This is a genomic window from Winogradskyella vincentii (assembly GCF_020166345.1).
GTDB classification, from domain to species: Bacteria; Bacteroidota; Bacteroidia; order Flavobacteriales; family Flavobacteriaceae; genus Winogradskyella; species Winogradskyella vincentii.
The window spans coordinates 196,394-218,828 of the sequence record NZ_JAIUJS010000001.1 but is presented as its reverse complement, the minus strand read 5'-3'; the positions used below and the strand labels follow the sequence as shown (position 1 = coordinate 218,828).

The 22,435-nt window shown below is 32.9% G+C and carries 19 protein-coding genes; 8 read left to right on the top strand and 11 right to left on the bottom strand.

Going from position 1 to position 22,435, the window contains the following annotated elements; genetic code table 11:
* Positions 1 to 18 precede the first annotated feature (18 nt).
* From LBV24_RS01050 to LBV24_RS01035, 4 genes are all read right to left on the bottom strand, one after another.
* Entirely contained in the window at positions 19 to 810 is a 792-nt protein-coding gene (locus LBV24_RS01050) for an anti-sigma factor (protein ID WP_224476754.1), read from the bottom strand.
* 11 nt (positions 811 to 821) lie between these two features.
* Positions 822 to 1,355 carry an RNA polymerase sigma factor gene (locus LBV24_RS01045; protein WP_224476753.1) on the bottom strand — a complete coding sequence of 178 codons (534 nt, stop codon included), beginning with the start codon at positions 1,353 to 1,355 and terminating at the stop codon, positions 822 to 824.
* Positions 1,356 to 1,540: 185 nt separating this feature from the next.
* Positions 1,541 to 2,554 (bottom strand): UDP-N-acetylmuramate dehydrogenase, encoded by a 1,014-nt coding sequence (gene murB / locus LBV24_RS01040; RefSeq protein ID WP_224476752.1) that lies wholly within the window; start codon positions 2,552 to 2,554, stop codon positions 1,541 to 1,543.
* On the bottom strand, positions 2,554 to 3,744 hold the full coding sequence (locus tag LBV24_RS01035; protein WP_224476751.1) for a pyridoxal phosphate-dependent aminotransferase: 1,191 nt from the start codon (positions 3,742 to 3,744) through the stop codon (positions 2,554 to 2,556). The genes murB and LBV24_RS01035 overlap by 1 nt, the downstream gene beginning before the upstream one ends.
* A gap of 115 nt (positions 3,745 to 3,859) precedes the next feature.
* On the opposite strand from LBV24_RS01035, the gene LBV24_RS01030 reads away from it, so the two are divergent.
* Entirely contained in the window at positions 3,860 to 5,215 is a 1,356-nt protein-coding gene (locus LBV24_RS01030; protein WP_224476750.1) for a pepsin/retropepsin-like aspartic protease family protein, read from the top strand.
* Between the two features lie 32 nt (positions 5,216 to 5,247).
* Here LBV24_RS01030 and LBV24_RS01025 read toward each other — a convergent pair whose 3' ends face one another.
* A complete protein-coding gene (locus LBV24_RS01025; RefSeq protein ID WP_224476749.1) occupies positions 5,248 to 5,676 on the bottom strand; it encodes a DUF1573 domain-containing protein in 429 nt (142 codons plus the stop codon).
* Positions 5,677 to 5,861: 185 nt separating this feature from the next.
* Between LBV24_RS01025 and LBV24_RS01020 the strand changes: the two genes are divergently transcribed.
* The 6 genes from LBV24_RS01020 (at position 5,862) to LBV24_RS15310 (ending at position 13,670) form a co-directional block, all read left to right on the top strand.
* Positions 5,862 to 8,492, top strand: a complete 2,631-nt coding sequence (locus LBV24_RS01020) for a valine--tRNA ligase (RefSeq protein WP_224476748.1) — start codon at positions 5,862 to 5,864, stop codon at positions 8,490 to 8,492.
* A gap of 9 nt (positions 8,493 to 8,501) precedes the next feature.
* The gene (locus tag LBV24_RS01015) at positions 8,502 to 8,981 is read left to right on the top strand and encodes a gluconokinase (RefSeq protein ID WP_224476747.1); all 480 of its coding nucleotides are present in this window, start codon (positions 8,502 to 8,504) and stop codon (positions 8,979 to 8,981) included.
* A gap of 2 nt (positions 8,982 to 8,983) precedes the next feature.
* On the top strand, positions 8,984 to 10,384 hold the full coding sequence (gndA, locus tag LBV24_RS01010; protein ID WP_224476746.1) for an NADP-dependent phosphogluconate dehydrogenase: 1,401 nt from the start codon (positions 8,984 to 8,986) through the stop codon (positions 10,382 to 10,384).
* On the top strand, positions 10,381 to 11,724 hold the full coding sequence (locus tag LBV24_RS01005; protein ID WP_224476745.1) for a GntP family permease: 1,344 nt from the start codon (positions 10,381 to 10,383) through the stop codon (positions 11,722 to 11,724). Before gndA ends, LBV24_RS01005 begins: the two co-directional genes overlap by 4 nt.
* Positions 11,725 to 11,944: 220 nt before the next feature.
* Positions 11,945 to 13,381, top strand: coding sequence for an NADP-dependent isocitrate dehydrogenase (locus tag LBV24_RS01000; RefSeq protein WP_224476744.1), 1,437 nt, complete (start codon positions 11,945 to 11,947; stop codon positions 13,379 to 13,381).
* A 91-nt stretch (positions 13,382 to 13,472) separates the two neighbouring features.
* Complete coding sequence (locus LBV24_RS15310; RefSeq protein WP_224476743.1) at positions 13,473 to 13,670, top strand: PLDc N-terminal domain-containing protein; 198 nt, start codon at positions 13,473 to 13,475, stop codon at positions 13,668 to 13,670.
* Between the two features lie 74 nt (positions 13,671 to 13,744).
* Here LBV24_RS15310 and rodA read toward each other — a convergent pair whose 3' ends face one another.
* The 6 genes from rodA to purH form a co-directional block, all read right to left on the bottom strand.
* A complete protein-coding gene (gene rodA / locus LBV24_RS00990; protein ID WP_224476742.1) occupies positions 13,745 to 15,025 on the bottom strand; it encodes a rod shape-determining protein RodA in 1,281 nt (426 codons plus the stop codon).
* 3 nt (positions 15,026 to 15,028) lie between these two features.
* Positions 15,029 to 16,969, bottom strand: a complete 1,941-nt coding sequence (gene mrdA, locus LBV24_RS00985; RefSeq protein ID WP_224476741.1) for a penicillin-binding protein 2 — start codon at positions 16,967 to 16,969, stop codon at positions 15,029 to 15,031.
* On the bottom strand, positions 16,966 to 17,472 hold the full coding sequence (locus LBV24_RS00980) for a rod shape-determining protein MreD (RefSeq protein WP_224476740.1): 507 nt from the start codon (positions 17,470 to 17,472) through the stop codon (positions 16,966 to 16,968). The genes mrdA and LBV24_RS00980 overlap by 4 nt, the downstream gene beginning before the upstream one ends.
* Entirely contained in the window at positions 17,465 to 18,286 is an 822-nt protein-coding gene (mreC, locus tag LBV24_RS00975; RefSeq protein ID WP_224476739.1) for a rod shape-determining protein MreC, read from the bottom strand. The genes LBV24_RS00980 and mreC overlap by 8 nt, the downstream gene beginning before the upstream one ends.
* A 10-nt stretch (positions 18,287 to 18,296) precedes the next feature.
* Positions 18,297 to 19,325, bottom strand: coding sequence for a rod shape-determining protein (locus tag LBV24_RS00970; protein WP_224476738.1), 1,029 nt, complete (start codon positions 19,323 to 19,325; stop codon positions 18,297 to 18,299).
* Positions 19,326 to 19,436: 111 nt separating this feature from the next.
* Positions 19,437 to 20,966 carry a bifunctional phosphoribosylaminoimidazolecarboxamide formyltransferase/IMP cyclohydrolase gene (gene purH / locus LBV24_RS00965; protein WP_224476737.1) on the bottom strand — a complete coding sequence of 510 codons (1,530 nt, stop codon included), beginning with the start codon at positions 20,964 to 20,966 and terminating at the stop codon, positions 19,437 to 19,439.
* 144 nt (positions 20,967 to 21,110) lie between these two features.
* Between purH and LBV24_RS00960 the strand changes: the two genes are divergently transcribed.
* A complete protein-coding gene (locus tag LBV24_RS00960; RefSeq protein WP_224476736.1) occupies positions 21,111 to 22,361 on the top strand; it encodes an ABC transporter permease in 1,251 nt (416 codons plus the stop codon).
* The last annotated feature ends 74 nt before the right edge of the window (positions 22,362 to 22,435 follow it).

The following is a 22,435-nucleotide window of genomic DNA, read 5'->3' as shown; positions in this document are numbered from 1 at the left end:
TAATTCTTTATATTAAGATTAATTATCCTTAAGTGAAATCTCAGCTACTTCGGTATTGTTTTCATTGGTTTCTTCACCTTTTGTACCGATTTTAATACTTAATGCAAGTGCATCTTCCATATAAGGAATTGGTTTCAATTTACGATCAGATTCATCTAGGATTCCCAGGTTTACCATTCTGTCTTGAAGCTCCGCCCAAATTTGGTAGTGTTGTTCTTCAGGCAACTGAGGTAATGTAATGACGTCAATCATAGAGGTTTTATCAACCGGATTAATATATGCTACTGTTTTTAGGTTTTTAGCTCTTTCATTGCCTGTCAGCACATATTTTTTAGCATCTGGATTATTTAATTTCATTAATAGATCAGACAGTTCACCAAGTTTATTGTTGTTATTTTCAATATCACTTCTCAAGTCAAAAATTTCATCAATTACAACATTATTTTCATCAAGTAAATTTTGATTTTTTTGGTATAAAAAGAAGGATGTAACAGCAAATAAAACTGCAGCAGCACTTGCGGCAATACTGTACCATTGAGTTTTCTTATGCTGTACTAATTGTATAACCTTAGTTTGATTTTCTTCATCTAAAGTTTTCAAAATGTCTTTTAGTACGTGCTTAGGAACATCTACAGCACCAGCTTTAGCTATAATTTCTAAATTCTTCTGAAGCTTATCATATGCTAATGATGCTTCAGGGTACTTGGCAATAAAGTATTCAACTTCTTGAGTTTCTTTCAGAGAAGTTTCTCCTACTAAATATTTATTAAGAAGGTCAGACTTTAAAAATTTATGTAATTCTGTTTCCATTTTAAAAAATTTTAAGGGTCGTAAACTTTTTTCAATTCACGTAATCCTATTTTTAATCTAGATTTAATCGTACCCAAGGGAATGTTTAATTCATCACTTGCCTCTTGTTGAGTCATGCCTTCAAAAAACAAGGCTTTTAGCACAATCTGGTACTTTTCTTCTAGTCTGCCTACATGCTCTTTTATATCCAAAACATCTTGGTTTAAATTACTTGAAGGTAGAATATATACGTTAGAAGTGTCAATTTGGACTTCCTTATGATACCTGTTGTTAAAACTTCTAAGTTTATCTATGGCTGTATTTCTTGCAATTCTGAATAGCCAGGTAAAGAGTTTTGCTTTGCTTGAATCATATTTTCTCGCATTTTTCCAAACTTTAACAAATGTCTCCTGCAGTGCGTCTTCAGCAATTTCTTCATTAACGGTAATTTTTAAAATAACACCATAAAGACTGTTTGAGTAGTGTTCATACAAAAGATTAATGGCTCGTTTGTCCTCTTTTTCTAAAAGCTCTATAATTTTTTGCTCTATTGGTGTAATACTCAAAATGTTAATTTATTAAATGAAAGATCCAAATCAGGATAATTAATGTAAATATACTTAAATACACTTTTAACGCTAATTAAGTTAAAATATTTAGAATAATTTTTTCCTTCATAAAAATTTGATTAATAGCATATTAAGAAATTATTCTAGATTCAAAAGTCACACATTTTGTTGTGACTTTTGTATTATATAATATTCACCTCAGTATGAATATTAATTTTAAAAATACGCTTTACTGTAGCTTTGATTAGTAATGCTAGTTTATGAATATCACCTCCTTTGGCATCGCCATAATTTACCAAAACAAGAGCTTGTTTTTGATGTACTCCGTAATTATTAAATCGTTTTCCTTTAAAACCAGCTTTTTCAATTAGCCAACCTGCTGGAATTTTAACTTCAGTGTCAGAAACTTTGTATGAGGGAACTTCTGGAAAATTTAGTTTAAGTTCATTAAAGTCTTCAGTTGAGATAACAGGATTTTTAAAAAAGCTTCCGCTATTACCTATTTCTTTTGGGTCTGGTAATTTACTCTGCCTAATATTTATTACGGCATCAGATACGTTATGTATTGTTGGATCTGTTATACCTGATGAATGCAATTGGTCATGGATAGCACCATAATCTAAATGAAGTTTATGATTTTTCTTCGAGAGTTTTAAGTTAACACTTGTGATTATATACTTTCCTTTTAACTGTTGCTTAAAGATAGATTCCCGGTAATCGAATTTACATTCTTCGTTAGTGAAGGTCTTTAACTTTTGATTTTTAATATCAATTGCCTCGCAACTAACAAAGGCATCTTTAAGCTCAACACCATAGGCACCAATATTTTGAATAGGTGCAGTACCAATATTTCCAGGAATTAATGATAGATTTTCAACACCACCATAGTTTTGCTCCAACGTCCATAGCACAAATTCATGCCAATTTTCACCTGCCATTGCTTTAACCGTTACCCAATTTTCATTTTCCTCAACTATACTTATTCCTTTGAGGTTAATATGGAGCACTAAAGCCTCAATGTCTTTGGTAAGTAGCATATTGCTTCCTCCACCTAATATGAATAGTTTTTCTTCTTTGTACTTTTCTAAACACAGGATTAATTCATCAATTGATGAAATATTACAATATGATTTGGCGTTGACATCAATACCAAAAGTGTTGTATGGTTTTAATGAAATGTTTTGCTCAATTTTCATTAATCCTTGTATACTTTTAGTGCTTCTGCTAAAATTTTTACAGCAGCTCGAAGACTTTCTTCGTTCAAGACATATGCTATACGAATTTGATTTTGACCAACACCAGGTGTAGAGTAAAATCCGGCAGCTGGAGCTACCATTACAGTATTATTATTATAGTCGAATGATTCTAGTAGCCACTTTGCAAAATCATCACTATTTTTCACGGGAAGTTCTGCAATACAATAAAACGCCCCATTTGGCTTGGCGACCTTAACACCATCAATTTTTTCTAATTCTCTAATCAATACATTCCGACGTTTTGCATACTCATTAATGACATCGTCAAAATAGCTTTGAGGAGTATCTAAGGCAGCTTCACTCGCAATTTGCGCTAAAGTGGGAGGGCTTAACCTCGCTTGTGCAAATTTTAAGGCGGTTTGTATAACTTCTTTATTCTTTGATACTAAATACCCTATTCTTGCACCACACATACTGTATCGCTTAGATACCGAGTCTATAACTATTGCATGTTCTTCTAAACCAGGTTCTTGCAGTATGGAATAATGTTCAATACCATCGTAGACAAATTCCCTATATACCTCGTCTGCAATCAAGAATAAATCATGTTTTTTAACTATAGATGCTAATTTTTTAATTTCTTCTTTTGAATAAAGGTATCCTGTAGGGTTACCTGGATTACAAATTAAAATTGCTTTGGTATTTGGAGTTATTAGTTTTTCAAATTCCTCGATTGGAGGTAATGCGAAATTATTATCAATTTTAGAAATAACAGGAACTACTTTAATACCAGAGGCTGTTGAAAAACCATTATAATTTGCGTAAAATGGTTCAGGTATTATTAATTCGTCATCTTCATCCATAATGCTACCAAATGCAAAAAGCAAAGCTTCACTACCTCCAGTAGTTACAATAATGTCATTGTGTGTTATATCAATATGATTTTTTTTGTAATATTTAGCAATTTTCATTCGGTATTCCTCAGAACCTTCAGATCTAGAGTAGGCCAAAATATCTAAAGAATGAACTTTGACAGCATCTAGTGCTATTGTAGGTGTTTTAATATCGGGCTGACCAATATTTAGATAATAAACTATTTTACCTTTTTTATTTGCTTCTTCTGCATAGGGTACCAATTTTCTAATTGGTGATTGAGGCATGTTATGGCCTTTTTTCGAAATTTCTGGCATTTACAGATTGTTTAGGTTACAAAGTTCTGAAAATTCTTAAAGTTTATTTAAAAAATTACAATTAAAAAATGTCTTAAGTTAAAGATTCGTAACTTAAAATAAAATCACAGCTGTATTGAGGCGCTTTTACATTTATATAACATTTTTCTTCTTTTCATTTAATATACTTCATTTAAATGCTCAAGGTAATTTTATTTTAAATGACAATGTTAGTGATCGCATAAACTTTGAGTTTATAAGCAATCTTATAATAGTTCCTATTGAAGTTAATGGAGTAGAATTGTCCTTTGTATTAGATACAGGAGTTAGTAAACCTATTCTTTTCAATTTATCTGAAAAGGATTCTTTAGACCTAAAAAATGCAAAGACATTTTATTTACATGGCTTAGGTGCGGAAGGTAAATTTAAGGCTCTACGATCTACCCAGAATACTTTTAAAATTGGTAATGTTGGTAGCGTCAATCAGGATTTATTTGTTGTTTTTGACGAAGCAATAAATTTTACTCCAAGATTAGGAGTACTAGTTCATGGCATTATTGGATATGATGTGTTCAAGGATTTCGTGGTAGAAGTTAATTACAGTTCAAAATATTTGAGATTGCATAAAGCCAACTCATTTAAACCGAAGAACTCAAAAAAATGGAAATCAATACCAATGTCAATTCATGGCAGAAAGCCCTTTATTGATACAAAGGTTACAATAGATAATCAGCAACAAGATGTTAAGTTACTAATAGATACTGGCAGTAGTGACGCACTATGGCTTTTTGAAGATGAATCATTGGGATTATTTCCTAAGGAAAACATGATTTTCCATGACTATTTAGGACAAGGATTAAGTGGTTCGGTTTATGGAAAGCGATCTAAAGTAGAGCAATTTACAATAAGTGATTTTATGCTATCAAAGGCAAATGTTGCATTTCCTGATTCAACATCAATAGACAAAACCAAAATTTTTAAAGAAAGAAATGGTAGTTTGGGTGGTGATATTTTAAAACGTTTTAATCTGTTTTTTGACTATAGCAATGGTAGATTATACTTGAAGAAGAATAGTTATTTCAAAGATGCATTTACTTATAATAATAGTGGTATTGTCCTAGAACACAACGGTTCTGTTTTTGTTAATGAAGAAATTAGGATGCCCTCCTATGATAATTTTGGTGATAATAGAAACGATAATTCAGTGCAGATTAATTTCTCGATTAATTATATCATGAAATTAAAACCAGCCTATAAAATTGTAGAGTTAAGGGCTTCTTCTAATGCTTATCAATCCGGATTAAGAGTAGGTGATGTTTTAATAAATATTAATGGTAAGCAAGCCTATGATTTTAAACTACCTGAAATTAACAGAATTTTGCATGGTAAAACAGGTAAGCCAATTAGGTTGCGAATTGAACGGAATGGTAAAAATATGCTATTTAAGTTTAGGTTAGATGACGCTTTTAAAATAAATGAGCCCTCAAATTGAGAGCTCATGTAACTTAATATTTGCTGATTGACTTATTGCTCAATCATACTTTTACTTTTCTTTTCTAAGACACTCGTTTTACTTGGGTCTACAACCAAACCTTTAATCTTAAGTGCTACGGTAGGTCTTTCTGCATTAGAAATTACTGTAATTGTCTTTCTAATAGGGTTAACTCTGTTAGTGTCGTATTTTACTTCAATTTCCCCAGTTTCCCCTGGCATAATTGGTTCTTTCGGCTTTTTAGGAACTGTACATCCACAAGTAGACTTAACATTAGATATAATCAATGGAGCATTTCCTGTATTTGTAAATTCAAATACTCTTACACCATCAGCACCCTTTTCAATAGTACCATAATCAATGATCTCTGTTTTAAACTCAATCTTTGCGACTTTTTTGTCTTGAGCATATAGTCCAAGGCTCATCATTCCTACAAATAAAACTGCTATTAATTTTTTCATCATTTAAATTTTAAATTGATATTATAAAACTACTTACTTTTTTAATGTCAACAAAATTAATTAGATGTAATGCATTGTATTTAACAGTATTTCACTGTATTGACACATATTAGTACACTAATTGTTTTTCAAAAAAAGAAATATAAGTACTTTTGTCAGTTACTTAGCAAAAACAATACCAAAATATGGAAATCCCATCAAAATATAATGCATTGTCAGTAGAGAAGAAGTGGTATGACTATTGGATGGAGCACAATTATTTTCATTCTGTTCCAGACGAAAGAGAACCTTATACCATTGTTATTCCTCCTCCTAATGTAACAGGAATATTACACATGGGCCATATGCTAAATAATACGATTCAGGATGTATTAATTAGACGAGCTAGACTATTGGGTAAGAATGCATGCTGGGTGCCTGGTACAGATCATGCTTCTATTGCAACAGAAGCAAAAGTAGTAGCTAAACTTAAAGATCAGGGTATTGATAAAAATGACCTAACTAGAGATGAGTTTTTAAAACATGCTTGGGATTGGACAGAGGAATATGGAGGTGTAATTCTAGAACAATTAAAAAAGTTAGGTTGTTCTTGTGATTGGGATAGAACAAAATTTACTATGGACGACGATATGTCTGAAGCAGTAATAGATGTTTTCATCAATTTATATAACAAAGGACTTATTTACCGAGGATTTAGAATGGTGAATTGGGACCCTGAGGCAAAAACTACATTATCAGATGAAGAGGTAGAATATGTTGAAAAACAAGGCTTGTTATATTATTTGCAATATAAAGTTGAAGGAAGTGGCGAAACCTTGACAATTGCAACGACAAGACCAGAAACAATTTTTGGTGATACGGCGATTTGCATTAATCCAAATGATGAAAGATTTACTCACCTTAAAGGAAAAAAAGCAATTGTTCCTATTTGTAATAGAGTTATACCAATAATTGAAGATGAGTATGTGGATATTGAGTTTGGTACTGGTTGTCTAAAGGTTACACCAGCACATGATGAAAACGATAAAGTTTTAGGTGATAAACATAATTTAGAGGTAGTTGATATTTTTAATGATGATGCATCACTTAATAGTTATGGATTGCACTATGAAGACCAAGATAGATTTGTTGTAAGAAAGGCTATTGCAAAGGAACTAAAAGAATCTGGTCAGTTAGTCAAAACAGAAAATTACATTAATAAGGTAGGTACATCAGAGCGCACAAAAGCAGTAATTGAACCAAAGTTAAGCGATCAGTGGTTTTTAAAAATGACAGATTTGGCAAAACCAGCTATAGATGCCGTCTTAAAAACAGGAGATGTTAAGTTGTTTCCAAAGAAGTTTGAAAACACCTATAGACATTGGATGGAAAATATTCGTGATTGGAATATATCACGTCAGTTATATTGGGGACAACAAATACCAGCTTACTATTATGGTGACGGAAAAAATGATTTTGTAGTAGCCAAAAATTTGGATGATGCTTATTCTCAAATTAGTGAGAAAGGTATATCTATTAAGAAGGAAGATATACGTCAAGATAATGACGCTTTAGATACGTGGTTTTCTTCATGGTTATGGCCAATGAGTGTTTTTGACGGTATCAGAAATCCAGATAATGAGGAAATAAAGTATTATTATCCAACAAATGATTTGGTTACAGGACCAGATATTTTATTTTTCTGGGTGGCACGAATGATTGTCGCAGGATATGAATTTAAAGGCGAACGTCCTTTTGAGAATGTATATCTCACAGGTTTGGTAAGGGATAAGCAACGTCGTAAAATGTCTAAATCACTTGGTAATTCACCTGATGCCTTAAAACTTATTGAACAATATGGTGCAGATGGTGTAAGAGTAGGATTATTATTAAGTTCGGCAGCTGGGAATGACTTGTTGTTCGATGAAGAATTGTGTGACCAAGGAAAGAAATTTGCAAATAAAATTTGGAATGCCTTTAGGTTAATTAAAGGCTGGGAGGTTGATAAGACAATTAGTCAACCAAATTCAAGCAAAATTGCTCTCGATTGGTTCGAAACTAAATTTCAAAAAACAATAATTGAAATTGAGGATCACTTTAGTAAATATAGATTAAGTGACGCACTCATGGCAACTTATAAATTGATTTGGGATGATTTCTGTGGATGGACTTTAGAAATGATCAAGCCAGCCTATCAACAGCCAATTGATACGACAACTCTTGAAAAAGTTATCTCAATTTTCGAGGATTTACTTAAAGTTCTTCATCCGTTTATGCCATTCTTAACTGAAGAAATTTGGCAGTATATAGATAAACGATCACCAGAACAAGCTCTTATTATATCAAAGTGGCCTGTAAAAACAACGGTTAATGAAGGATTAATTAATGAATTTGATTTTGCGTCTGAAGTTATTTCTGGCATTAGAAATATTAGAAAACAAAAGAATATTGCCTTTAAAGAAACCATTGACTGTTTGTTAATCAATAATGAGAATGGCAATTCAACCTTTGATGAGGTAATAATTAAATTGGGTAATCTTAGTAGCTTTAAACATGTAACTGATGCTGTGGAAGGCGCTTTAACCTTTAGGGTGAAATCTAATGAGTACTTCATTCCAATGGCGGGAAGTATAGATGTTGAAGCTGAGGTAAAAAAACTCACTGAGGAATTAAATTATACTGAAGGATTTTTAAAATCCGTTCAGAAGAAACTTTCTAATGAGCGCTTTGTAAATAATGCTCCAGAGCAAGTCGTAGCATCAGAACGAAAAAAAGAAGCAGATGCTAAAGCTAAAATTGAAACTATTAAGGCGAGCCTGGCAAGTTTGAGTGTATAAATTGTAATAATGATAATAATCGTTTTTGGAGTTAGTGGCTCTGGTAAGTCAACAATTGCTAAAGGCTTGTCAGAGAGATTGCGATTACCATACTATGACGCTGATGATTTTCATCCACAACAAAACATTGATAAAATGTCTGTTGGAAAAAGCCTTAACGATGAAGATAGATTACCTTGGTTATTATCATTGGCAGATAACATAAATATCTGGTCACAAAGTGAAGGTGCTGTATTAGCCTGTTCGGCTTTAAAGGAAAAGTACAGGGCCTTGCTTAGCTCTAACTACAAAACTGATATTAACTGGGTTTTATTAAAAGGCACATCAGAGCTTATCAAAAGAAGAATGGATACTAGAAAAGGTCATTATATGACTTCCAAATTACTTAATTCTCAATTTGAGGATTTAGAAATACCAGATTACGGTCTTCATGTAGATATTTCTGAACATCCAGATTCAATCATAGATAAAATAATTTCAAATATATAAGAATGGAAAAATCATTTTTTGGAGTTATTGGTTTAGGTGTAATGGGGCGAAGTCTTAGCCTCAATATTGCAAATAAAGGTTTTAAACTTTCAGTTTACAATAGAAGTACAGCAGGTGAAGAAACAATGGTTTCTGACTTTATGAAAAATGTTAATTCTCAAAATGAAGTTTTAGGTTTTACTGATTTGACGGAGTTTGTAAGCTCTTTAGAAAGACCGAGGAAAATTTTAATAATGATAAAGGCCGGTAATGCTATTGATGTAGTAATTGATAAGTTATTGCCGTTATTATCAGAAGGAGATATTATTATAGATGGTGGTAATTCCTTTTTCGTGGATACTAACAGAAGAAAAAAGGAATTAAAAAATGAATGTGTTAATTTCTTGGGATGTGGTGTTTCAGGAGGAGAAACAGGAGCACTAAAAGGTCCATCACTAATGGTTGGTGGAGACAAAAATGCATATGAAATTGTTGCGCCAGTATTAAAAGCAATAGCTGGTAAGGATAAAAATAATAATCCATGTTGTACTCTGGTTGGAGATGAAGGATCTGGTCATTTTGTAAAAATGATTCATAATGGAATTGAATATGTAGAAATGCAATTGTTAGCAGAAATATATGCGTTACTGAAGGAAGAGTATTCTAACGATGAAATAGCTTTAATCTTAAATCAATGGAATCAAACGGATTTATCGAGTTATCTTTTAGAAATTACATCTAAGATATTTCTTAAAAAGGAAAACGATGCGTACATAATTGACACTATATTAGATAAGGCTGGTAATAAGGGCACTGGATCCTGGTCCTCTAAAATAGCTTTTGATTTAGGTTCTGTGAACACGATGATGTCATCAGCAGTGTTTGCAAGATATATCTCATCATTTAAATCTAAACGTACTCAACTATCACAGGATATAAAATCTGAAAATTCTAATAAAAATATTGATTTGAATGATCTTGAGATTGCTTATAGGTTTGCTAGAAAAATAAATCATCATCAAGGTTTTGAACTCATTAAAAATGGATCTCAATCTTATAATTGGGATTTAGATTTATCTGAGATTGCACGAATCTGGACTAATGGATGTATCATAAGATCAGATTTTATGGAACGCTCTATTTTTCTTTTAAAAGATGGTAAAAATTATCTTGATAATGAGGAAATCATTTCTTTTTTAAAGAATAATGAATCAGGCATTATTAATATACTTAATACGGGTTTGATAAACCGAATAAGCCTAAATACCTTCTATACTGCTTATGATTATTGGGTGGCAATTACAACCAATAGATTACCTGCAAATTTAATCCAAGCTCAACGAGATTATTTTGGTGCCCATACCTATCAGAAAATTGGATTTAACGAAAATGAATTTTTTCATACTAATTGGGAACAATCATGATTGACTTTTCACTTTTAGGTGCGGTTATGGTAGGTGTTGTTTTACTTTTGGTTTTAATACTAAGATTTAAAATCCAAGCATTTATTGCTTTGCTATTAGCAAGTATCACCGTAGGTGTTTTATCTGGTATGCCACCATTATCTATAATAAAAACCATTCAAGAAGGTATGGGTAATACACTTGGATTTGTGGCTGTTGTAGTTGGTTTGGGTGCCATTTTTGGTGCAATCTTAGAGAATTCTGGTGGTGCTGAAGCGCTCGCTACATATTTACTGAATAAGTTTGGAGAGAAGTATTCATCTTGGGCATTAATGCTCACAGGCTTCATTGTAGCTATTCCAGTGTTTTTTGATGTAGCCTTTATTATATTGGTTCCAATGATTTATGCACTACAACGTAAAACAGGTAAATCATTGCTGCTTTATGGTATCCCTTTGCTTGCAGGTTTGGCAATAACTCATAGTTTTATTCCACCAACTCCAGGACCTATTGCTGTAGCAGATATTATAAATGCAGATTTAGGTTGGGTAATATTATTTGGAATTATTGTGGGTTTTCCAACAGCTATTTTCTGTGGGCCTTTATTTGCAAAATACATTTCAAAAAAAATTAATGTTGTAGCTCCAGAATTAATAGAGAATAATACATCAAATAAACAGTTACCGCCTGTAATTTCAATAATGATCATTATAGCTATACCTATTGTATTGATAGTTTTGAATACTATTTTGAACAGTCCCATGATAGAACAAGGTTCAATTTCTCAGACTATTTTGGATTGGATTGGAATGGTTGGTCACCCCTTTAGTGCACTGATTATTGCTAATTTAATTGCATGGTATTTATTAGGAGTAAATAAAGGATTCACAAAATCTCAATTATTAGACATATCAACAAAATCTCTTGGTCCAGCTGGCATAATAATATTAATTACTGGAGCAGGTGGAGTCTTTAAGCAAGTATTGGTAAATACAGGTACAGGTACAATGCTTGCTAACTATTTCGCTGATATGGGTATTAGTATTATTCTATTTGGGTTTTTGTCTGCAGCTATTGTTAGAATTTTACAAGGTTCTGCGACTGTGGCGATGATTACAGCTGCTGGTTTAACTGCCCCATTATTGATTAACGATATTTCAGAACCTCAAAAAGCACTCCTAGTTATTTCAATTGCAGCAGGTGCAAGCATAATGTCTCATGTTAATGATAGTGGTTTTTGGCTGGTTGGAAAATATTTAGGATTAAATGAAAAACAAACTTTTCAAAGTTGGTCATTGATGACTACAATTTTAGCGATTACAGGATTTTCTTGTGCATTTATTCTTTCACTTTTTTTCTAATGTACAACGATATTTCAGGTTGTACTCACAAACTAACAATAGTTAAAGTTTCTTAAAGTTCTTTATGAGTTTTCTTTTTCCCTATGTCATTTTTATGAGAAATGGTACAGTATGAAATCATTTTCAATAACTTTTGTTTATGATTATTATAAAAAACATATATAATAGTATATGAAAATTAATAATAATATTTGCACATCAAAATTAAACAATAGGTATTATGATTAAAATATCACTAGCAAAGGGTGACGGTATTGGTCCAGAGATTATGGACGCTACACTTAATATACTAAACGCTGCAGGTGCAGACTTGACCTTTGAGGAAATTGAAGTTGGTGAAAAAGTGTATTTGTCAGGTAATTCTACAGGGATTTCAGATGAAGCGTGGGATACCATTAGGAGGAACAAAATACTTCTTAAAGCACCGATTACTACACCTCAAGGTGGCGGTTATAAGAGTCTTAATGTTACTATGAGAAAAACTCTAGGTTTATACTCAAACGTAAGACCATGCCGTAGTTTGCATCCATTTGTTATCACCAAACATCCTGATATGGACGTTGTAATTATTAGAGAAAATGAGGAGGATTTATATGCTGGGATTGAACATCAGCAAACAGATGAGGTTGTACAATGTCTTAAATTAATCAGTCGTCCAGGATGTGAAAAAATTGTGACCTATGCATTTGAATATGCAAGAAAATATGGTCGAAAAAAGGTGACTTGTTTTACTAAGGATAATATAATGAAACAAACTGATGGATTATTCCATCAGGTATTCGATGAGGTGGCCGCAAAGTATCCAGACATTATCAATGAACATTGGATTGTTGATATAGGTTCTGCATTGCTTGCGGATTCACCGGAAGATTTTGATGTTATTGTAATGCCAAATTTATATGGAGATGTTGTTTCGGATATTGCTGCACAGATTACTGGTTCTGTTGGATTAGCAGGTTCGGCTAATATTGGACAAGAATGCGCAATGTTTGAGGCAATTCATGGATCTGCACCAGATATAGCTGGTAAAAATGTAGCGAATCCTTCTGGATTAATAAATGGAGCAGTAATGATGTTAAATCATATTGGGCAAAATGATGTTGCTGAAAACATTCAAAATGCATGGCTTAAAACTATTGAAGATGGTGTGCATACCAATGACATCTATGATCCAATCATGAGTACTAGAAGAGTTGGTACAAAAGAATTTGCAGAGGCCGTTGTTTCTAACTTAGGTCAAAAACCAAAGCAATTACCAGAAGTCTATTTTGAAGATAATACACCATTGATATTGCCAAAATATCAAAGAAAACCATCAAGAGATAAGAAAGTTGTCGGTGTAGATCTTTTTGTAGATTGGCATGGTACTGATGCAAATGAGCTAGCAGAAAAATTGCAAAAACTAAATAATGATGAATTGAAACTAACTCTAATTACAAATAGAGGTATTAAAGTTTGGCCAAATGGTTTTAACGAAACGTTCTGTACGGATCACTGGCGATGCAGATATTCATCAAAAGAAGGGAAAGAATTGTCAAAAAGAAAAATTGTAGAGATATTACAGGCAGCTATAAAGTATGATATAGATGCCATTAAGACGGAAAACTTATACACTTTTGACGGTGTTAGGGGTTATTCATTAGGGCAAGGTCAATAGAAATAGGTTAAAAGTTACATCCCAAGTTTTTTTTTAGAGTTTGAAGAGTTAGTTATCAAAAAGACTTGGTATGTAACAAAAAAAAGACACCATGACAGTGGTAGACTCAGGATTGGTAAATTTTTTCATAGGTTGTTACATACTAATTATCTTGTTTCTGTGTATCGTTGTGCTTAGATCAAAGTTGAATCTCAATGATAAGTTGATTTGGTTAGTATTACTACTGTTTTTACCTGTGCTTGGTGTCTTTTTCTATATAATGTCAATAACATTTAAAGTTAGGGTTTAGCTAGAAAATGGATTAATAGCAGTGATGTATTATCTTGTTATAAAAGACTGTCCATAATTGGTCGGTCTTTTTTGTTACCACTCATTTATTTTATTGCTATCAAGTTTTATAAATATAAATAGCAGAATAGTGAATCCCCAAAGACCAGATCCACCGTAACTAAAAAACGGAAGTGGTATGCCAACTGTTGGTATTAAACCCATAACCATACCTGTATTTATGGTAAAATGGACAAAAAGAATGGAAGCAACGCCATACCCATAAACTCTACTAAATTGGGACTTTTGTGATTCGGCTAGATATAATATCCTTACAATTAAAGCCACAAACAAAATGACAACAAAACTACTACCTAAGAAGCCCCATTCTTCACCAACAGTACTAAAAATATAGTCCGTATGTTGCTCAGGAACAAATTTCCCCGTTGTTCTTGTTCCTTGCAAAAACCCTTTTCCATATGTACCTCCAGAACTTATGGCTTGTTCAGACTGAATAAGGTTGTATGCTTCCGCTTTTTTCATACGCTCTAGCTTAGCGGGATCTTTCTCTAATCTTAACCAAAGACTTATTCTATTTTGCTGATGTGGTTTAAGTCCATGCTCATAGAACAATTTAACACCGTAGGCAAAACCTATACTTATTATCAAAACCAAGATGTATTGGATGAGTGACGCTCGCTTCTTTTTTCTCAAAAAATAGCGTACTAATAGAATTATCGAAGCAATTACAGAAGTAACAATTAATCCATATTTTAATGATAAAACCGCAAGGATTATTAAGGCTAATGCTACTATTAAATAAACCTGCTGTAAACCTTCCCTGTAGAAAACAAAGAAGAATGCTAGATATACTATAGTACTACCTGCGTCATTTTGAAGTAAAATCAATAATGCAGGTGTAAATATAATAGCAGCAACTCTAATTTGGTCCTTTAGAGTCTCCATATTAGTTTGTAAGTCGCTAATATATTTTGCTACAGCAAGTGCGGTAGCAAATTTTGCAAATTCACTAGGCTGAATAGTCATACTGCCTATACCATACCAAGACCGCGCACCATTAACATCTTTACCAAAAATAAACAAGCCAAGTAGTGATAGGATGGCCACTATATAAATTATACTGGCAAACCGTTCATAAAACTTGGCTTCAAAGGATAGTATTAGGATAATTAGAATAAAGGTAAGTCCAATAAAAACCGTTTGTTTTCCATAGGGTTGACCCATATCAAAATAGTTGGTAATTTCTCCAACATGCGAGGCAGAAAGAATATTAACATAACCAAAAGCAACCAATAACAGAAAAATGATAATGGTTATCCAATCAAATTTAAATCGTCTTTGATTTTCTCTTAGCATAGATTAGTCTTTTGGAATATTTGCTTTAATCTGCATAATATTTTGGTATTCTTCAGGCGAAACAGTCTCTAAAGTTGTTTGCCTGTTAATACCAAACGGCTCATCAGAATAAGGCTTGGCATACTCATGTTCTAATGTATGTCTCAAAACAAAATCTTCCATATCTGTTCTTGAAATCTCACCTTTTATATAGCGTTCAATCATTAAGCTGGCCATTCTACCTGCAAATCGACTACCGAAATAACCATTTTCAACAAAAACTGCAATTGCAATTTTTGGATTGTCTTTTGGTGCAAATGCCATAAAGATAGAGTGATCGGTTAATTGTGTCTTTTCACCATTAATTATTGCAAAATTTTCTGCCGTACCTGTTTTACCGCAGATTTCTATTCCAGGTATTTGAACCCACTTAGCTGTACCCTTATTGTAAACGTCAAACATACCTTGAACTACAGGTTCAAAATGTTGTTTGTCGATGGTGGTATATTTAGGTGTAGTAAAATTTTCTGGTATTGGTTCTCCCTCAATTTCCTTAATAATATGTGGCGTGTAATAAAACCCTCTATTTCCAATTGCGGCAGCCATATTGGCCAATTGAATAGGAGTTGCAAGTACTTCACCTTGACCAATTGCATTAGAAATTGTGAATGTGGTATACCATTTGTTTTTGCCGTATCCTCTATCATAGGTTGCGGCGGTTGGTACCTTACCTGGTTGACCAACAGATAAGTCGTTATTAAGATAATTTCCTAGCCCAAAACTTTTTATATGGTTACTCCAGTTATCCATTCCTTCAGCAGGACTATCGTATTTATCAATGATCTTTCTATATACATTGGCAAAATACGCGTTGCAAGATTCGTAAATGCCTAAATTCATGTCAGCTGGACTTCTATGAACGTGGCATCCCATTTTTCTGTTGCCATATCTATAGCCTAAGGAACAGGAAAACTTGTCAGTAGTAGTTACAACCCCTTCTTGTAATGCAATTAATGCATTGAGTGTTTTAAACGGTGAACCTGGTGGATACATCGCTTGTAATCCTCTATCAAAAAGAGGCTTAGCAATACTATCGTTATATAGTTTTGTGAAATTCTTTGACCGATTCCTTCCAACTAAAAGATTTGGATTGTATGATGGACCGGATACCATTGCAAGTATTTCTCCAGATGCTGGCTCTATGGCTATGATTCCACCACGTTTATTCTTCATTAATAGCTCACCATAAGCCTGTAGTTTGGAGTCTATGGTAATTTTTATGTCCTTTCCAGGAACAGGTAAGGTATCTAAGGTACCATCCTGAAATGGTCCTATATCCTTATTAAATCTATCTTTCTGGATAAATTTTATACCCTTAACTCCTCTAAGTGTTTTTTCGTAGGTTTTTTCAACACCTTGTTTGCCAATTAAATCACCCATATTATAATAAGGCTGTTTGGCTATGATACTCCTATTCACTTCACCAATGTCTCCAAGAACGTTGGCTCCAATAGTAGTTTGATATAACCTGAGGGAACGTTTTTGAATATAAAAACCTCGGTATTTCCTCATTTTCTCTTGAAGCACAGCATAATCAATTTTTGATAATTGAGCTACGAAAGGAGAAGGTAATCTAGGTGAGTATCTGGTGGCTCTATCGAGTTTTTTAAAATAGTCTTCTTTAGTGATTTTTAGAAGAGTGCAAAATTCTTCAATTTCAATTGAGTCCAAGGGTTCCACGTCTCTTGGAATAACCATCACATCGTAGGATGGTTGATTGGCAACTAAAAGTTTACCATTTCTGTCATAAACATAACCACGTTTAGGATAATTATATTCTTTTTTAATCGCACTGTCCTCAAATACATCATACTCGTAGCCACCATACACTTGCAAGTAAAATAAGCGTGCAATGAAAACTATTCCAACAAGGATTACAATTGTTAAGAGTAGTAGTTTTCTCATTTTTTGTTCCTACTGAATAAAACTATTATTAATATACTAAGGATTATGGTAAAAATACCTGAGAATAACGTCTTTTTCAGGATTAAAAGTATGTTGGAAATGTTAAATACTTCAAGTGAAAAAAGTATAAAGTGGTGCAATAACGTTCCTAATCCCACATAAGTAATTAGACTACCAATATCTGTATTACTAAATTTCACACTTTGATGTTCATATAACATCCCAAATGACATTTTTAATAAGAGTGGCCTAGCATACGCTAGAGTAACTGCAGCGGCGGCATGTACACCTCCAGAATCTGAAAACATATCAACTAACATGCCTAATAAAAAACTAACTAGAAGTAATACAATTCTACTGTCTCGAATGGGAAACAAAAAAATAAATACTATGTATATATATGGGTTAATATAACCCAAGAAATTAATATTATTACAAATAACCACCTGCGCTAGTAGCAATGCAATAAATCTTAGACTAAGTACACCAGAAAAACTAGTCATCTACGCTGCTTTCTAAGTTAATAATTTCCTCTTTATCTAAATTATTAATGATATAAACCGTACCTATATTTGTCATATCATTAAATAATTTCACTTCAATATTATATGTATCACCGCTTATGTCAGTTTCAAATTTTTCAATCGTACCAATGCCAATTCCTTTTGGAAATATTGCGGACTGACCACCTGTTTCAATCGTATCTCCAACTTTAATTGGAGCAAATTTTGAAACATCTACCAATTGAGTGAAATAAGGTGATTTTCCATCCCACTCTAAAGAGCCAAGATGATTAGTAGCTTTAACTTTTGCATTAATTTTACTATTGGTATTTAAAATAGACAGAACAGTAGAATAATTGTTGGAGGTATTATCGATGATACCTATAATACCCTTTGAGGATATAACACCAAAATCTTCTTTTATACTATCATTTTCTCCTTTGTTTATTGTTAAATAATTATTGGTGGATGAATAGCTGTTTTTGTACACTTCCGCTGTTGTTACTTTGTAATTTCTTCTCGATTGGGTAGTGTCTAATTGAGATGTGTTAGCAGGTTTATTTAAATTAAATAGTTCATTTCTCAATCTCTTGTTTTCTTCTACTAAGATTTTGTTCTGGTCTTTTAGACTGAAATATTTGCCTATTGAATTGAATGTGCCATAAACACCACCAGTTAATGCATTGGCAGAATTAATAAACTTACTTCTATGGTAAGAATGAGATTGAATTGTTAGGGTCAGTGAAATGGTAAAAAGCAACAAAAACAATAGAAAGGTCTTGTTTCGTATAACAAAATTGATGATTTGTTGCATTATTTAACCCTTATTTAATCAATACGCTTTTGTATTTAGATAAGTTTTTAAGCACAATACCAGTTCCTCGAACAACTGCTCTTAATGGATCCTCTGCAATATAAACTGGTAAATCTGTTTTTTGTGATAAACGCTTATCAAGCCCACGAAGCATAGATCCACCACCGGCTAAATAAATACCTGTATTATAAATATCTGCTGCTAATTCTGGCGGAGTCTGAGATAAAGTCTCCATTACAGAATCTTCAATTCTTAAAATAGATTTATCTAATGCCTTTGCAATTTCTCGATATGATATTTGAACCTGTTTAGGCTTACCGGTTAATAAATCACGGCCTTGAACGCTCATATCTTCAGGAGGCAATTCTAAATCTTCTGTGGCTGCACCAATCTGAATTTTTATTTTCTCTGCTGTTCTATCACCAACATATAAGTTATGTTGGGTACGCATGTAATAAATAATATCATTTGTAAACACATCACCTGCAACCTTTACTGATTTATCACAAACAATTCCACCTAAAGCTATAACTGCAATTTCAGTTGTTCCACCACCTATATCTACAATCATGTTGCCCTTAGGTTGCATAATATCTACGCCAATACCAATTGCGGCAGCCATAGGTTCATGGATAAGGTAAACTTCTTTACCATTAACTCTTTCACATGATTCTTTAACCGCACGCATTTCAACCTCTGTAATTCCAGATGGAATACAAACCACCATTCTTAGGGCTGGATTAAAAAACTTCTTTTTTAAAGCTGGGATATTCTTAATGAACAAACTTATCATCTGTTCAGAGGCATCAAAATCTGCAATTACTCCATCCTTTAAAGGGCGAATAGTTTTAATGTTTTCGTGGGTTTTACCTTGCATCATATTCGCCTCTTTACCAACAGCGATAATTTTACCACTAATTCGATCTCTGGCAACTATAGAAGGGCTATCTACCACAACTTTGTCATTATGTATTATAAGTGTATTTGCAGTACCTAAATCTATTGCGATTTCTTCTGTAAGGAAATCAAAAAATCCCATGCGCTATTTAATTATTTGGGTTACTCTTTAATCAAGTTTTTCGACTATCTGTAAATGTAATAAATTATACGTTATTTCTACGATTTAAGACGTCGTTTACGTATTTATTTTTTAATGTTTAAAATGACGTGTTCCGGTAAAGACCATGGCAACATTATTTTCATTGCAATAATTGATGCTCAATTCATCTTTAATTGATCCGCCTGGTTGAATAACTGCTGTAATACCTACATTATCCGCTATTTCTACACAATCTGGAAATGGAAAAAAAGCATCACTTGCCATAACAGCTCCATTTAAATCAAAATTGAATGATTTAGCTTTATGAATAGCTTGATTAAGTGCATCAACTCGACTTGTTTGTCCAGTTCCACTAGCACAAAGCTGTTTGTTTTTTGCCAAAACAATAGTGTTAGATTTGGTATGCTTGCAGATTTTAGAAGCAAAAATTAAATCCTCAACTTCGTTTTGGTTCGGAGAGGTTGAAGTAACTGTTTTTAAATCTTCAATACTGTCTGTTTTGCTATCTCTTTCTTGAACCAAGGCTCCATTAAGACATGTTCTAACTGTAGTTTTTGGTAACTCCACCTCATTAAGGATTAAAAGGATTCTATTTTTCTTTCCTTTTAAAATTTCTAAGGCATCATCACTGAATGATGGTGCAATTACAACCTCACAGAATAATTTATGTATTTCTTCTGCCGTTGCTTTGTCAATTTCTGTATTTGAAATTAAAATGCCACCAAAGGCTGAAATAGGGTCACCTGCCAGTGCATCTACATAAGCTTGATAAACAGTATTTCGTTGCGCAAAACCACAAGCATTGTTATGCTTTAATATTGCAAATGTTGGCGCCTCACCTTTAAATTCTAAAATTAAATTTACTGCAGCATCAACATCCAAAAGATTATTATAGCTGAGTTCCTTGCCATGAAGCTTTGTGAACATCGCATCAAAATCACCAAAGAAAAATCCCTTTTGATGAGGGTTTTCACCATAGCGCAATACTTTGCCATTTGTTTCACTGATTTTTAACGCAGCATGATCATGATTTTTATTAAAATAATTAAAAATGGCTGTATCATAGTGAGACGACACATTAAATGCTTTAGTGGCAAAATGCTGTCGATCTTCTTCTGAAGTTTCACCATTTTTAGTATTAAGTAAATTTAAAAACTCACTATAGTCTTCAACGGAAGAAACACATGTAACGTCCGCATAGTTTTTGGCTGCAGCTCTAATTAATGAAATACCACCAATATCTATTTTCTCAATAATTTCTTGATTGCTAGCTCCAGAGGCCACTGTTTTTTCAAACGGATAAAGATCAACTATCACCAAATCTATTTGAGGGATTTCAAATTCAGCTAATTCTGCAACATCACCATCGTGGTTTTGACGATTTAGAATACCACCAAAAATCTTTGGGTGTAACGTTTTAACTCTTCCGCCTAAAATTGAGGGATAAGATGTTACATCTTCAACAGGGACTACATTTATCCCTAAATCTTTTATAAATTTTTCTGTTCCTCCTGTTGAATATATCGTTACATTAAGTTTGTCTAATTTTTTAACGATAGGTGCTAATCCATCTTTACTGAATACTGAAATTAGTGCAGATGAAATGGTTTTGTTGCTCATAGTGGTTTATTGTAATTTTAATGCGCCAAAAATACGGATAATCAAAAAGAAATTATTGGTGATTCTGGCAGTTTATTAAAGTTTTTTGTAACAATGAATTGTTGAAAACGTCTAATTGATAAATAGAGAAAAAACAACCAATCTATGTTAGTCTATCTTAGGGTTTTTAAAGAGAGTTTTTCTTTTGCTTTAAATGCACTTAGAAATAATAAACTACGTACATTTTTATCGTTGCTTGGAGTAACGGTAGGGATCTTCTCTATTATTGCTGTTTTGGCTGCAGTAGATTCACTTGACAAAAACATAAAGGAAAACCTTTCTGGATTAGATAAGAACACAATTTATTTATCAAAATATTCATTTGGCCCAACTGATGTTCCAAGGTGGAAGCGTGATAACTTTCCGCAAACTGAATACGATGATTATGAGTTTGTAAGACGAAATATACCTGATATTGAAGAGTCTGCGTATGTAATTTTTGGAGGTAGTGAAACTATTAGATATCAGGCTGAAACACTGACCAATATTAACATAACTCCAATTTCACATGGTATATATACTATTGATGATCTGAAGGTTGTTCAAGGAAGGTTTTATTCTGAATTAGAGTCCGATACAGGTGCACCTGTAATAGTGATTGGTTCTAATTTGGCTGAGAATTTGTTTGATAAGGCCAACCCAATAGGTAAGGTAGTAAGGGTATATGGAAGAAAGTTGACCGTAATTGGTGTTTTGAAAAAATATGGTGCAAATTTTGGGGATTCACCAGACGATAAAGGTTTTGTACCAGCCAATTTTGTAAGACAATTTAGAAATGGTGGTGTAGACGGATTACCTGGAGCTGTGGTTATAAAACCAAAAAAAAGTGTGGATATTGGTGCATTTGAAAGCGTTTTGAAACAGAAATTCAGAAATTATCGAGGATTGAAAGCTGATGAAGAAGATGATTTTTTTGTTAATAAACTTTCGGGATTAGTTTCTTTTATAGACGCAATAATTGCTGGTTTGAATACTGTAGGTTGGGTTATTAGCGGATTCTCATTGTTAGTTGGTGGCTTTGGTATTGCCAACATTATGTTTGTGAGTGTTAAAGAACGCACCAATCTAATTGGTATTCAAAAATCACTTGGTGCTAAAAACAGATTCATATTGTTCCAGTTTCTATTCGAAGCGACAATTCTTGCTGTAGTTGGTGGTTTAGTAGGATTATTCCTTGTGTGGATAATATCGCTCATAATGAATGGATTTGTAGAAGACTTTAAGTTTGTACTCTCCTTTGCAAACATGTTTCTAGGTTTTGGATTATCTACCTTAATTGGTCTTATATCTGGTGTAATACCGGCTTTTTCAGCATCAAAATTAGATCCTGTGGAAGCCATTAGAACAGGTATGTAATTCACAAAAAATATATTTAAGCTTTTTGTAACATCATAATAATTGAAAAGCAACTATCTTTAAGCGTTTCAATG

Excerpts from the sequence above, each read along its gene's own strand:
- LBV24_RS00960 (WP_224476736.1), top strand. The coding sequence starts at position 21,111 with ATGTTAGTCTATCTTAGGGTTTTTAAAGAGAGTTTTTCTTTTGCTTTA.
- LBV24_RS01015 (WP_224476747.1), top strand. The coding sequence starts at position 8,502 with ATGATAATAATCGTTTTTGGAGTTAGTGGCTCTGGTAAGTCAACAATT.
- LBV24_RS00970 (WP_224476738.1), bottom strand. The coding sequence starts at position 19,325 with ATGGGATTTTTTGATTTCCTTACAGAAGAAATCGCAATAGATTTAGGT.
- LBV24_RS01020 (WP_224476748.1), top strand. The coding sequence starts at position 5,862 with ATGGAAATCCCATCAAAATATAATGCATTGTCAGTAGAGAAGAAGTGG.
- LBV24_RS00980 (WP_224476740.1), bottom strand. The coding sequence starts at position 17,472 with ATGACTAGTTTTTCTGGTGTACTTAGTCTAAGATTTATTGCATTGCTA.
- mrdA (WP_224476741.1), bottom strand. The coding sequence starts at position 16,969 with ATGAGAAAACTACTACTCTTAACAATTGTAATCCTTGTTGGAATAGTT.
- mreC (WP_224476739.1), bottom strand. The coding sequence starts at position 18,286 with ATGCAACAAATCATCAATTTTGTTATACGAAACAAGACCTTTCTATTG.
- gndA (WP_224476746.1), top strand. The coding sequence starts at position 8,984 with ATGGAAAAATCATTTTTTGGAGTTATTGGTTTAGGTGTAATGGGGCGA.
- LBV24_RS15310 (WP_224476743.1), top strand. The coding sequence starts at position 13,473 with ATGACAGTGGTAGACTCAGGATTGGTAAATTTTTTCATAGGTTGTTAC.
- LBV24_RS01005 (WP_224476745.1), top strand. The coding sequence starts at position 10,381 with ATGATTGACTTTTCACTTTTAGGTGCGGTTATGGTAGGTGTTGTTTTA.
- rodA (WP_224476742.1), bottom strand. The coding sequence starts at position 15,025 with ATGCTAAGAGAAAATCAAAGACGATTTAAATTTGATTGGATAACCATT.
- LBV24_RS01050 (WP_224476754.1), bottom strand. The coding sequence starts at position 810 with ATGGAAACAGAATTACATAAATTTTTAAAGTCTGACCTTCTTAATAAA.
- LBV24_RS01025 (WP_224476749.1), bottom strand. The coding sequence starts at position 5,676 with ATGAAAAAATTAATAGCAGTTTTATTTGTAGGAATGATGAGCCTTGGA.
- purH (WP_224476737.1), bottom strand. The coding sequence starts at position 20,966 with ATGAGCAACAAAACCATTTCATCTGCACTAATTTCAGTATTCAGTAAA.
- murB (WP_224476752.1), bottom strand. The coding sequence starts at position 2,554 with ATGAAAATTGAGCAAAACATTTCATTAAAACCATACAACACTTTTGGT.
- LBV24_RS01035 (WP_224476751.1), bottom strand. The coding sequence starts at position 3,744 with ATGCCAGAAATTTCGAAAAAAGGCCATAACATGCCTCAATCACCAATT.
- LBV24_RS01000 (WP_224476744.1), top strand. The coding sequence starts at position 11,945 with ATGATTAAAATATCACTAGCAAAGGGTGACGGTATTGGTCCAGAGATT.